The following is a 12,468-nucleotide window of genomic DNA, read 5'->3' on the forward strand; positions in this document are numbered from 1 at the left end:
ATTACGATGGCCGGAATGTCTTGGATACGCGCTGATGTGAAGGAGATGCAAGTCAAAGTCTTCCACGGCACAAACTCCATCACCTACGCGAACGGCGTCTTGCCGACGTTCATCATGCGTCCGGGACGATTCAAACCCGAAGGTAACGCAAACAAGCAGAACCCAATTCAAATCGTCGACACCCGAAACGCTCCGGATGTATCTCTCCAAACCAGCGCCATCAAACGAACCGGACACTACTGAGTTTCTCCATCGGGAAATCTTGTCTCCTGTCGCAGCAGTTGCACGGTTGCCGCGAGAAGAACTAAGCAGAGAGCCGAATAAAATAGAAACGGTGGCACATAAAAGAAACGAAAGGAGAGATAGGCGCCGGCCACGCAGCTCGCGGAGATGATTCCAGTAATGACTCCTACGCGTCGCGGGGCAAGACGGGCAAGATCCGCCAAGAGCCACAAAATAGTTGCCAACGTTAGCAGAAGAATGCCGATTAGGAGACCCCATCCAAAATAGAGACTCCAATAGGTTGAACGTTCTCCCATGAACTCAAAGTCAACAGCCTTCATCGAATCGACGAGTTGTGCTTCTCGGACGAGGTGGGTCGAGGTCCAAGGGTATGCCGATGCATGTCCAGCCATTAATAGAACAACCAGAACTGAACTAAGGCGAATCAATACTGTCGGTGAGACGGGAAAGCCTGGTAGCTGCATGTTCTTTGGTCTGTTTTCGGACATCTAAGATTCCTCTTTTCGTTTGGCGTTCCGATCGAGACTGCGCTTTGAGAGTCCAGATCTGCATTGCGGCCCTTGAGTACTTTGTCGGTCGAGGGATCGTTGATCACATGTTCTGAATCCCGTTGCGCTGCTTCGGCGCGTGCCTTTAGCCTCTTTAGCGCTTCGTCCCAGAATTCACGCAGTAATTCGATACGGTTAAGGTCAGGAGTATGGGTCATAGCGACTCTCCGCGAAACGCTTTCGGTCGAGGCGGCCGGGAACCAGTCCGCCATTCGACCTCGCGCTACTTCATCGCCGTCTTTTGCTGCTGCGGCGATGGCCTGCTTGATGGCGTTGGTGGCCATCAGCCGTTAGCCTTGCACGAATTCGTAGGTGTAGGACAGCAGACCGTCACCGATCTTTCGTGTATTGACCAGGTGTAGCGGCTTTTTGTCGCTGGTCTCGTCGAAGATACGCAGGCCGGTTCCCAGCACGACCGGGAAAACTACCAGCCGCAATTCATCGGCCAGATTCTGTTCTATCAGTGTGCGCACGAGCTGATAGCTGCCGTAGACCAGGATTTCCCCATCCACTTTCCGCTTCAGCTCCGAAATCTCCTTTACCGCATCGCCGTTGAGGACCGTGGTGTTGCTCCACTGAGGATGTTCGAGGGCCGACGACACGACGTACTTTGGGATGCTGTTCATTATGTCCCCCCACTCGCGGCTTACGCGGACACCGAACGAAGGCATCCGGGACGCGAACCACTCAAAGCTCCGCCTGCCCAGCAGTAGCGCCTCGGCACCCAGCGCTTCCTCCGTCTCGTTGGCAACCCAATCTTCGAGGTCCTTGCCCCCCACGAACTGGTGGAACCAGCCGCCCAACTCGAAGCCTTCCTGACCGTCCGGGTCTTGGACCACTCCATCGAGTGTGGCATTTGTGCTGATGACGATCTTTCCCATTTCCGTACTCCTTTAACAATGTTGTCAGCGATCACTGGTGTAGACGCCGCGGCATCGGAAAAGGAGGCGCTCCGCGACCGCCCCTTTCGTGCCTTGGCCGGCGTCCATATAGTCTGGAGCTGCACGCAAGGAATGAGGTGGCGGGAGTGGAGTTGGCCAGGACGGATCTGATGTCTAGGGCGCAGGCCGGCGACGGCGAAGCATTCCGAGCGCTGACCGAGCCACACCGTCGCGAGTTACAGGTGCACTGCTACCGGATGCTCGGATCGTTTCAGGATGCCGAGGACGCTCTCCAGGACACGATGCTCGCCGCGTGGCGAGGTCTCGAACGATTCGACGGGCGCGCCTCACTTCGCACTTGGCTCTACCGCATCGCCACCAACCGGTGCCTCGACACACTGCGCTCTGCTCGCCGACGTCCTGCAAAACAGTGGGACATCCCGGGAGTCGAACCACCGGAACCCACTGGACTCGGCGAGGTCCACTGGCTCGAGCCCTATCCCGACGCCCTTCTGGACGGTGCGATCAGTGTGCCGCTCGGTCCGGAGGCGCGCTACGAGCAAAACGAATCCATTTCCCTGGCCTTTGTGACTGCCCTGCAGATCTTGCCGCCTCGCCAGCTCGCCATCCTCATCCTGCGCGACGTCCTCGGATTCCACGCGAACGAAGTAGCCGACATGCTGGACACGACCGTCGAATCGGTAAAAAGCGCCCTCAAACGCGCGCGTGCAGGAATGCAGCGCCGACTGCCGGCGACTGCTGCGCGAGAGCAGCCGCCTGCTAGCGGCTCACCTGCCGAGGACGCGATCGTGGCGAAGTTCGTCAGCGCCTACGAATCTGCCGACATCGACGCGTTGGTGGCTCTGTTGACCGACGACGTCTTCATGTCGATGCCACCGATACCGTTGGAATACCAGGGCCGAGACAGCGTGGTCCGCTTCTTCGCATTCGTTTTCGGCACGATACAGAGATTCGAACTGGTGCCGACGCGAGCCAACGGTCAGCCGGCATTCGGGGTCTACCGACACACCCCCACCGGCATCCGCGGATCCGGCATCTTCGTCCTCACCCTCGCCGGCGACCGAATCGGCGCCATAACCCGCTTCGAAAACACTGTCCTCCCCTTATTCGGCCTGCCGCAATCCCTCCCGAGTGCACAGTAGACCGTCTTCGAGTCCATTGTGGACTCGAAGGCGATCTATCCGCGCTAAGCCATCCAGGTGTCGATGTGGTGAACTACCGGTATCTGTATCTGATCCTCATCGCTAAAAATTGCCTCGACTACACGCGGCTGCGCCTTCCTCTTATGCTCGATGCGCGCCCTGCGAGTGAACGTCCAGCGTGGATCGGCTGTTGGCGTGGCGCATCAGTTCCTGAACGACCTTTACGTTCTCGACGTTGGCAATCCGAAGCGTGGAATAGGTGCGCCGAAATGTGTGCCATCCAATTAATTTGCGAATTCCGGCCGCATCGCAGCAGGTCGGATGACTTTTGGCAAAACAGCGTCCGGCCAGAACGGCCGTTTCCCCACTATAAGCATTGGCAAGATCCAGTCGTCTGCTTCCCGGAAGCCGGCACTCAATGAGCGCATTGCGTCACGTGGGGGCGCCGATTTTGCTCCGTACCGTCCGCCTCAAACATGCTCACAGGGCTGTACACTTGCGAGTGAGGTTATCCATGAGTGCCACCGATTTAACACTTCAATGTAGCGAGTGCGGGCAGGAATTTGTATTTACCGCAATGGAACAGCAGTACTTTCAGGAGCGTGGGTACTCATCGCCTAAGCGCTGTAAACCTTGCCGCCAAGCGAAGCAAAGCGCAAGCTCGTATGGCCAGCAAGATAGTGGACGCACGGCCGGTTACAACTCCGGCATGAGCACCGGAACAACGGTCGTTTGCGCCAGCTGCGGACAAACCACCACGGTTCCGTTTGAGCCACGCGGGGATCGGCCGGTTTACTGTAAGAACTGCTACAAGCCAAAGCAGGGTGGACGAGAGCAGGGTGGACGAGGCCGTGGCCCCAGCGGAGGAAATCGCGACCGGGATCGCCGCCGCTACTGATCTCCTTGTCGCCCCCGTTCTCCGGAAGGCAGATTTGTCATCTAGGAGCCCGCGGGCGGCACAGCTTGTGTGGTGGCCTCAATTGTTGCGAACAGGGCGATTCACTCATCGAGTTATTCAGATCGATCTACGATTTAGGCAAGTGACCGGGGAACGGGCATCTCGGACATTTGACGGGGTGATGTCTGAATATTCGTGCTTTCGTCGAGCTTTTTAAGATTCGTACGGACTCGTTCTAAATCGCATACCGGATTCGGCCCTGGCCAATTTTTGCAAGGGCACTGTGGGTTTCCTATGAAGATCAAGGAAGTAATCGAATCGTCTCGCAAATTAGCAAAACCCTTTCGAGTCATCAACGGCAGGAATTTCAAACTCAGCAAGTACAACCCTGGCGAGACTCTGGGCTTCGGCTCCGAAGACAAGCCGCTTGCCAAGGAGGCCTTGGAGAACGGAATTCAGGCCTTAGCGGAGTTGCAGGACATGCTCTATGCCCAGGACAAATGGGCCGTCCTGCTCATCTTCCAGGCCATGGATGCAGCCGGTAAGGACGGCGTCATCAAACACGTGATGTCCGGCCTGAATCCCCAGGGGTGCCAGGTCTTTTCGTTCAAGGCTCCCTCCGCCGAGGATCTTGACCACGACTATCTGTGGCGTTGCATGAAGTGCCTGCCCAATCGTGGACACATCGGTATTTTCAATCGCAGTTACTATGAGGAAACCCTGGTTGTCCGGGTGCACCCCGAATTGCTTGATAAAGCAAAGATTCCCCCTTCCCTCATTACAAAGAAGATCTGGAATGAACGATTCGAGGATATTCGTTGTTTCGAGCGTTATCTGTCGCGCAACGGTATTGTCGTCGTGAAGTTCTTTCTCAACCTTTCCAAAAACGAGCAAAAACGGCGATTTCTCGAGCGCGCGGACGTGCCCGACAAGAATTGGAAATTCTCCGTCTCAGACATGGCAGAACGTTCCTTCTGGAACCAGTATCAGAAAGCCTACGAAGACATGATTCGCAACACCGCGACCAAAGAGAGCCCTTGGTACGTTGTACCCGCCGATAACAAGTGGTTCAGCCGGGAGGTTGTAGCCGCTGCCGTGATTGACGCCATGGCCAATCTCAATCTCGCTTATCCGCGCGTTGACAAGGCTAAGCTGGCCGAGATCGCCAGGGCCAGAAAGGCTCTCTTGAGTTCGCAGTAAATTCGCCAATCTACCCAACGGAACAATATGGGCGTTTTCCGCAATGGAAACGCCAGAGCACGCCCCTTTCGGGATACTCAGAAACAGGGAAAAACGCTTTAGAGTGACCGGCGCTCAAGATTCGTGAGCCATCTCTCGGCCCACCCCCACAAAATCTCCCTGAATCTCCCGCACACGGGCGAGAGCTGCCTGGACATGCGGCAGAACGTTTTCAGCTCCCACATGATCGAGAAAGCCTGATTGCGAGACGAGCCGCGACGGTTGGTCGCGCGCGCCGCACAGCAGCAGCGTCTTACCTGCTCCGCGCAGGCGGTCGGAGAACTGCTCAAGAGCATGCATGCCGGTTGCGTCGAGCGCCGTCATATTGCGAAGCCGCAGAATCACCACATCACCGAAGGAGGCGAGGTCCTTGGTGGCCTCCGCAAGCTTTTCGGTTGTGCCAAAGAGAAACGGACCATGAATACGCAGGATGGTTACGTTAGACGGTATGTCCTTGTCCTGCAAAATGTGCGCCTGCCCATCGCTCAGGTATTCGCGCGTAACAGGTGCGACTGTCGTTGTCTCGGCGATGCGGTAAGGATTATGAAGGATTATCAGCGATTTTGGCAGTCTCGAATAGAGCATTTTCCCTGTAGGTGTAGTGCAGGGCTTGGAATGCTACTAACACTTGCAGGTTTCTATTCTTCACGGTAACGTCGTCTACCTGTGAGCAAGCTCCACCGCAGCGGAGCCGAACTTTCGGGACACATTGAGGAGTGGGAAACCTACATGAAAATACTTTTTCGCAAATTGCTAGTCCTGCTCGGCGTGTTATTGCTGGCTCGACCGCACGCATCCGGTGCTCAAGGTATCCCACCACGGCTGTTGACGACGGACGGTCGACCGATGGAATTCGAAGTGGTATCCGTAAAGCCTAACCACTCCGGAGCAGAGAAGATGAACATCATGTCCCCTCCAATGAGTAATGGAGTGACGATCACAAACATGCCTCTCATCGACATTCTCCAATGGGCATTCCGTATCACCATGAGCGACCAAATCGTGGGACTGCCCGGCTGGGCTACGGAAGACCGATACGACATCACCGCAAAGGTGGCTGATGAGGATGTGACAGCATTCCGCAAGGTGGTTGATCCTATCCAGCGAACGCCGATGCTGCAAAAGATCTTAGTAGATCGGTTTAATCTGAAATTTCACAATGAAACGAAGGAGCTCTCTGTCTACGCGCTGGTGGTTGCCAAGAGTGGTGTTCGAATGACAGAGATCCAGCCAGCGATCGGTCCCAACGGGATGAGGGACGGTGGTTCTAGGCAAAGAAGACGCGGCCAAATCAGGAGCATGGGGCAGCCGATGCAACCACTAATAGACGCTCTCACCATGGAACTAAAGAGCGTTGTTGTGGACAGAACGGACCTCAAGGGATTTTACAATTTCACGCTCACCTGGACGCCTGACGACATCAATGCTTCTGGCGCAGGTCCTACTCCCGAGGATGCCTCGGCGCCTCAGCTCGTTACGGCGCTGCAGGAGCAGTTAGGTTTGAAGTTAGAACGTACCAAGGCTCCTGTGCAGGTACTTGTTGTCGACCGCGTTGAGCGCCCATCAGAAAACTGACGAGCACTAAAACAGAAACCATCAGCACCGGACGCGTTTGTGCACGGTAGATTGCAGGCAGGGCTTGTCATAACGCAACCACCCTTGACATTCGACAGGAATGGGGCGAAGACTATTGTCGAATGTCGAGAGAAGACAAAGATGCCGCCATCAACTGACCTTCTGCAGGGAACACTGGATCTCCTGATTCTTCAGACGCTCGCGCTTGAGCCAATGCACGGGTGGGGCGTAGCGCAGCGTATCCAACAGCTATCGAAAGACGTATTGCAGATCGGGCAGGGATCGCTTTACCCCGCCCTCTATCGCCTCGAATACAAGGGCTGGATACGATCGGAATGGCAGATCACGGAGAATAATCGGCGGGCGAAGTATTACCGCCTGACCCAGACAGGCAAGAAGCAACTCGCGGCGGAGTTGGCTACCTGGGATCGTTTGTCCTCTGCGATCGCGTCTGTTCTTGGCCGGACCGCGGAGGCGTCTTCATGATCTTTGGGTTTCTGACGCGGCTTCGCTTCCTGATCTTTCGCAAAAGGCGCAGCGAACTCGATGAAGAGATCGAGTTCCATCTCGAACAGGCAATCACAACCAGAATTGTGGCAGGAATGGACCCAGCCGAAGCGCGCCGTCAGGCGCTTATTGAATTTGGTGGGATCGAGCCCACGCGGGAACGATGCGAGCGGCAACGGCCGGGGTGGTGGATCGGGACCGTCATGCAGGACGTTCATTACGCGTTTCGCGGATTTATCCGCAATCCTCTGTTTACCATCAGCGTCCTCGTCACTCTCGCACTTGGCATTGGCGCGACCACCGCCGTCTTCAGCTTTGTAGATCGCATCTTGTTCCGGCCTTTACCATATGCAGATCCCGGGCGAATTGTGTCGGTAGGATTCGTGCATCCACTGGAGCGGCAGGAGTTCGTGATGGGGCGCTTCTATGTGGAATGGCAGAAGGATCAGACCCCTTTTTCGGCTCTTGCAGCTCAGAGCACGGGGAGCCACAATTGCGACCTGGTCGAGAACGACCCAACGCAACTAAGCTGTATTTCATTTCAGGCGAGCTTTCTTCCTTTATTCGGAATCTCTCCAGCTCTTGGTCGCAACTTTCTTCCAGAAGAGGATCGTCCCAATGGACCCAACGTGGTGATGATTTCTTACGGGCTGTGGAAGGGACATTACAACGGCGACCCGCACATCCTGGACCGGATGATCAATGTGGATGGCAATCCCGCCCGGGTTGTGGGCGTCCTGCCCAGGGATTTTCAGTTTCCTACTCTGGAAGCGGCAGATATCGTCTCTCCTTTTGCTCTCAATCCAGCGGTTCAGCAGAAGGTGAATGGCGGGTTCGGCTACCCAGAACGGGTATTTGCGCGGCTCAAGCCCGGCGTGAGCGTGGCTCAGGCGTACGCGCAGATGCAGCCTCTGTTCAACGACGACCTCAAGTGGTTCCCTCCTTCGGCGAAAAGCGAAACTCGTCTCAGCGTCCGGACGTTGCGTGATCGCGAGATGCAGGAGGCGCGGCCGATCGCGTGGGTTCTCTTTGGGTTTGTCCTTGCGGTTTTGCTGATAGCGTGCGCGAACGTAGCCGGATTGATGATGGCACGCGGAGCGAGGAGGCAGCGCGAGCTTGCGGTTCGTTCGGCGATCGGCGCAAGCAGAGGTAGGCTTATTCGCCAGGCACTGACGGAAGCCTTCGTGCTCTCGTTCGCAGGAAGCGTAGCAGGACTCGCAATAGCGCAAGCACTCGTCATGGTGTTTGTTCGCCTCGCTCCGAACGGAATCCCATTCATCAGTAAAGCGCATGTCGATCTGCGCATTGCAGTATTCACGGCTCTGGTCTCGTGCCTCTGCGGAGTGATCTTCGGTCTTGCTACAGCGCTGCAGAAACCGGGATTGGCCGCGCTGAACACAAAGTCATCGATGTCGCGAAGCCATGCTTTCTTGAGGAGCGGCCTGGTCACGGCGCAGATCGCCGTCAGCATCATCCTGCTCGCCGGTGCGGCGCTGCTACTGCGCAGCTTTACGAAGATCGAAGAGCAGAATCTCGGAATGCAGACTGGTGGGGTCTTGACCGTGAACGTGGCGCTTCCCTGGTGGCGCTACAACACAAATCAGAAGGTCATGGACTTCTATCTTCGTCTTGAATCATCTCTGCGGCGACTGCCCGGCACACGTGCGGTGGGGCTGACAGACTCGATTCCACCGGGAGGGTGGCAAGACGGCTTTAGATTCTCCGACGTGCACCTGCAGGGCAAACCACCTATCCCTCCAGGGACCGGCGGAACGGTTGTGGGCCGATCCGTGACGCCCGACTATTTCCGCGCACTTAATATTCCGATTTTGCGCGGACGGAACTTCGCGGATCAGGACCGTATAGGAGAGGAGCGCGAGCTGATTCTCAGCCGGTTATTGGCCGAGCGTCTGTTTCCAGGTGAGGATCCCATTGGAAAGCGATTCCTGCCGGGCGCGCATGTCAGCGGCGCCGGAGCCATAGTCGTTGGTGTGGCAGACAACGTAAAAAACGGCGGACTTACGGAACAAAGCGATCCGGAGATGTACACGCTGCTGCGGAGCGCACCCGACAACTGGGGCGGAAACCATTTGATGGTGATTGTGGATAGCGCCATGCCGCTCGCTGCGATTGAACCGTGGGTCAGATCAGAGGTTTCTTCCATCGATCACACCATTCCGGTTGAGATGGAGCCGCTGAATCAGTCCCTCAACCGGCTGGCAGACCGCCCGCGATTTTTAACAACGCTGCTTGGATTTTTTGCTCTGACGGGCTTAGTGCTGGCAGTTGTCGGTCTTTATGGCCTCATCGCATTTATGACAACGCAGCGGACACACGAGATCGGTGTGCGCATTGCCCTCGGCGCCACGCGAGCGAATATCCTGCGCTTGATCGCAAATGACGGATTGCGCATGGTGCTGGTCGGCTTGGCGATCGGGCTCGGTACTGCGCTCGCAGTATCGCGCATGCTGAAGACGCTGCTGTTCCAGGTCAGCGTATATGACCCGTTAACGTACATCGTTGCCCCGCTGCTTCTGTCATTGGTCGCCCTCGTTGCAATTCTTATCCCTGCTCGCGCTGGAACGCGCGTCGAGCCGGCGGTTACGCTACGCGCCGAATAAGGATGTGATGGTGCGCTCGTTCCGGTTGCCAAGCCGAGATTCTAAGTGGAGGGATATCGCGGAACTACAGCCCGCTTCAAGGCAAGTCGCGGCTCGGAACAATACCAGGTGATGAACTGCTCCATCGCCAACTAATAGTTTCTCTTCGAATGAGGATGTTGAGTATCTCGGATTTCGCGTGATCCAGTTCTGGGAGCCGATAACCGCTCCTTGAAGAACGAAGCCTTCATGCTCAATTCGCCGAAGGCTTCTCCACATGATCGATCACGAGAACATCGACTGGGGCTTTGGTTGATACCAGCTTCACCCCCCACTGCTCCTCGACGGCGGTGAAGATGTCTGGCGAGGTGTCTGTCCTCTCCGTCGCCGAGTGCATGTCATCAGGCTTCCACGTCAACCTGAGATCGAACCTTCCCTGAAGGCCGGTTTGATCTACTACCGGCCGGTCTACCATGTCGTATGCCATCGCGTTGGCAACGTCAGACATCTTTGCGTTGATTGCACCAAAATTTCCCGGCGGCCCGAATCCAAGACCTGCCGACCCGTTGGGGTCGCCCTGGCTCATAGTCAGTTTGGGACCGCTTTTCGCTATCGTGAGGGCGTATACGGAAAATTCTCGTTTTTCGTAATGTAGTTTGACCTGGAAGCGGTCGGCCATCAGCTTCTTGACCATGGACTGCCATTGCTTTGGACTTGGTTCGCCCTGGACGTCAGGGACAGCAGAGATATCAAATCTCTCTGAACTGAACCAATCCGGCGCACCTAGAATCTGACCCTTGTGAAGTCCATAGGCAAAGAAAACCAGTTCGTTCAGCGTGGTCCGAACGGTCGAAAACTGGCGACCGTGAATAATTACTCTCGTTCCCTGTTCATCAGGCGAACTGGGTTTAATGGTGGCGACTTCAAACGATGGATCTGCGTCGGCCGCCATGTGCACGACGGCCGGAGGATGAGGAATCGTCCATTCGGTCGCGGGCGTCGCGCGCACAAAGGTTAGCGGCAGCGGATTTTGTCCTTGCAGCCATGTCCCCGTGATGGAGTTGCCATCGGCACTTAGAGTGCCCTGGTAGGTACCAAAGGGAAGCTCAAGCCTCAGGGATGAGCCATCCAGCCTAGTGGAAATCACGGGTACGGCGTCCGGTTCCACATCGATGTTGTAGAAGGTCCCTCTTAGCGTCTCGGCACCTGCGTTGGTGATCTTGACCACGAAACGCAGATCTCGATTCGTGTGCAGTATCCCTTGCCAGGTTGCAGCAATGCCCTTAGCTTGGTTCGCAGACGCAGATTGAGCACGGACTTCCGTAATACGCAGTAGCCCAAAGACCATTGGGACCGAGATCGCCGCTATTCCAACAGCGCTTAGTAGAAGTTTCCGACCCACCCCCAGCTTGAGCGCCGCTTGCTTCGTCATGATGCGAAGAATGCGCTCCTTCAATTGCGCCCCCGTGACCCCGGACATGCATGCGATGGGGGACTCGGTATAAAACTTGCAGACGTTGAGAATACCCTCGGCATAGACTTCTGCGTCATTCCCGAGTTGCAAGACGGCTTCATCGCAGGCCTGCTCGCGCTCGTCAATCAAGCGCCGCTCAATCCACCAGACCGCCGGATGAAACCAGAAGATCGCTTCCACCACCATGTGGATCGCAGCCGTAAGATTGTCGCGGCGTCGGACATGGCAGATCTCGTGCGCCAGGATACTGCGAAGCTGTGCGGCCGGAAGTCTATCCATTATTTTTTCTGGAAGCAGGAGAACCGGACGAAAGATCCCGACGATACCGGGTTCGATCCTGCAAGAGGTTAAAAAAACTGGCACATCGACTGGTAAAGATATCCGAGAAGCCGATCGCAATGTCGCGTGAATTGCCCACCAATGGCGCGACCAGCGCAGGAGCAGGAAAAGCGATCCGCACAACCACACGGCAATAAGAATGTTGGGAAGAAAACTAGCGTGGTGCGTAGCTGAAGCAACAGCCCGCGATGCATCGGAAATAGATATCGTGAAAGATTCTGGACTCTTTGGACTCTGCAATAATGGGCGTGCCATCTTTACCATGGCGGCAGCCAGTTGCGGGCTCTCAATCACAGGCGCGTTTGCGGGACGAAGCCACCTGCCGATCGCTGCCAATAATGAGAATGGCACCAGAAGTTTTAGAGACGCCGCCATCCAGATCCAGTAGCGCATCCGTGCCTGGTTGTGCTTCAACACCAGCGTAAGCAGCCACGCCACCAGCATCACCACGGTTGATTGCCATAAGTGATTGACGATAGCGATTGACCAGCTTTCCTTCCAGAACGCGCTGAAGATCATGACGGCTTCTCCTTCGAAGAGAGTTGGCGCAACGTCTTTTCCGCATCTTTTACGTCTGCAAGAGATAACTTGCCTCCCCTAATCAAGTGCGCCATCACCAACTGCGGACGACCTCCTAAGAGAGCCAATAAATCGTCAACCAAACGGCGTTGAGCCGCATCGCGCGTGATTGAAGCAGCGAAAACGTGGAAGTTGCCCACCTTCTTCACTCGACGCACGATCCCTTTTGCCTCCATCCGATAAACCATGGTTTGAATGGTTGTATAGGCTGGACGCTCATTCGCTGGGAAGGACTCCTGGATTTCCCGAAGTGAGGTCTCACTCTTATCCCAGAGCGCCTCCATGATCTGGTATTCCAACTTGGACAATTTCGGGACAGGCAAGGAATCCTCCTTAATACTTTTGTAGGTACAATTACTACTACTGTATGCGATTGTCAAACGCCCTCCCGTAGGAGGCTGATTCAGCCCAGAGATCGACTG

Annotated in this window: 13 protein-coding genes; 7 read left to right on the forward strand and 6 right to left on the reverse strand. The window is 55.9% G+C overall.

Going from position 1 to position 12,468, the window contains the following annotated elements; translation table 11 throughout:
• The first annotated feature begins 15 nt into the window (after positions 1–15).
• A complete protein-coding gene (locus FTW19_RS00130) occupies positions 16–243 on the forward strand; it encodes a hypothetical protein (RefSeq protein ID WP_147645691.1) in 228 nt (75 codons plus the stop codon).
• Here FTW19_RS00130 and FTW19_RS26385 read toward each other — a convergent pair.
• The 3 genes from FTW19_RS26385 to FTW19_RS00140 are packed head-to-tail and all read right to left on the reverse strand — an operon-like array spanning position 237 to position 1,672.
• Positions 237–731, reverse strand: a complete 495-nt coding sequence (locus FTW19_RS26385; protein WP_432445165.1) for an LIC_13387 family protein — start codon at positions 729–731, stop codon at positions 237–239. The two genes, FTW19_RS00130 and FTW19_RS26385, sit on opposite strands and share 7 nt — an antisense overlap.
• The gene (locus FTW19_RS00135) at positions 668–1,075 is read right to left on the reverse strand and encodes a hypothetical protein (protein ID WP_147645692.1); all 408 of its coding nucleotides are present in this window, start codon (positions 1,073–1,075) and stop codon (positions 668–670) included. Before FTW19_RS00135 ends, FTW19_RS26385 begins: the two co-directional genes overlap by 64 nt.
• A 6-nt stretch (positions 1,076–1,081) precedes the next feature.
• Positions 1,082–1,672, reverse strand: coding sequence for a dihydrofolate reductase family protein (locus FTW19_RS00140; RefSeq protein WP_147645693.1), 591 nt, complete (start codon positions 1,670–1,672; stop codon positions 1,082–1,084).
• 170 nt (positions 1,673–1,842) lie between these two features.
• Between FTW19_RS00140 and FTW19_RS00145 the strand changes: the two genes are divergently transcribed.
• The 3 genes from FTW19_RS00145 (at position 1,843) to FTW19_RS00160 (ending at position 4,933) form a co-directional block, all read left to right on the forward strand.
• Positions 1,843–2,835, forward strand: coding sequence for a sigma-70 family RNA polymerase sigma factor (locus tag FTW19_RS00145; protein ID WP_222705510.1), 993 nt, complete (start codon positions 1,843–1,845; stop codon positions 2,833–2,835).
• Between the two features lie 514 nt (positions 2,836–3,349).
• Entirely contained in the window at positions 3,350–3,733 is a 384-nt protein-coding gene (locus tag FTW19_RS26340; RefSeq protein WP_147645695.1) for a zinc-ribbon domain containing protein, read from the forward strand.
• 294 nt (positions 3,734–4,027) lie between these two features.
• Entirely contained in the window at positions 4,028–4,933 is a 906-nt protein-coding gene (locus FTW19_RS00160) for a polyphosphate kinase 2 family protein (RefSeq protein WP_187143177.1), read from the forward strand.
• 114 nt (positions 4,934–5,047) lie between these two features.
• On the opposite strand, the gene FTW19_RS00165 is transcribed toward FTW19_RS00160, so the two are convergent.
• On the reverse strand, positions 5,048–5,557 hold the full coding sequence (locus tag FTW19_RS00165; RefSeq protein WP_246153498.1) for an STAS domain-containing protein: 510 nt from the start codon (positions 5,555–5,557) through the stop codon (positions 5,048–5,050).
• Positions 5,558–5,701: 144 nt separating this feature from the next.
• Between FTW19_RS00165 and FTW19_RS00170 the strand changes: the two genes are divergently transcribed.
• From FTW19_RS00170 to FTW19_RS00180, 3 genes are all read left to right on the forward strand, one after another.
• Positions 5,702–6,547 carry a TIGR03435 family protein gene (locus FTW19_RS00170; RefSeq protein WP_147645696.1) on the forward strand — a complete coding sequence of 282 codons (846 nt, stop codon included), beginning with the start codon at positions 5,702–5,704 and terminating at the stop codon, positions 6,545–6,547.
• A 141-nt stretch (positions 6,548–6,688) separates the two neighbouring features.
• Positions 6,689–7,033 carry a PadR family transcriptional regulator gene (locus FTW19_RS00175; protein WP_147645697.1) on the forward strand — a complete coding sequence of 115 codons (345 nt, stop codon included), beginning with the start codon at positions 6,689–6,691 and terminating at the stop codon, positions 7,031–7,033.
• Complete coding sequence (locus tag FTW19_RS00180; RefSeq protein WP_147645698.1) at positions 7,030–9,675, forward strand: ABC transporter permease; 2,646 nt, start codon at positions 7,030–7,032, stop codon at positions 9,673–9,675. Before FTW19_RS00175 ends, FTW19_RS00180 begins: the two co-directional genes overlap by 4 nt.
• A gap of 232 nt (positions 9,676–9,907) precedes the next feature.
• Here FTW19_RS00180 and FTW19_RS00185 read toward each other — a convergent pair whose 3' ends face one another.
• Together FTW19_RS00185 and FTW19_RS00190 are read right to left on the reverse strand one after the other, a co-directional pair.
• Positions 9,908–11,986: a M56 family metallopeptidase gene (locus FTW19_RS00185; protein WP_147645699.1), complete on the reverse strand. Its 2,079-nt coding sequence runs from the start codon at positions 11,984–11,986 to the stop codon at positions 9,908–9,910.
• Positions 11,983–12,369, reverse strand: a complete 387-nt coding sequence (locus FTW19_RS00190) for a BlaI/MecI/CopY family transcriptional regulator (RefSeq protein ID WP_147645700.1) — start codon at positions 12,367–12,369, stop codon at positions 11,983–11,985. The genes FTW19_RS00185 and FTW19_RS00190 overlap by 4 nt, the downstream gene beginning before the upstream one ends.
• Positions 12,370–12,468 lie beyond the last annotated feature (99 nt).

It is taken from the genome of Terriglobus albidus (assembly GCF_008000815.1).
Classification (GTDB): Bacteria; Acidobacteriota; Terriglobia; order Terriglobales; family Acidobacteriaceae; genus Terriglobus; species Terriglobus albidus_A.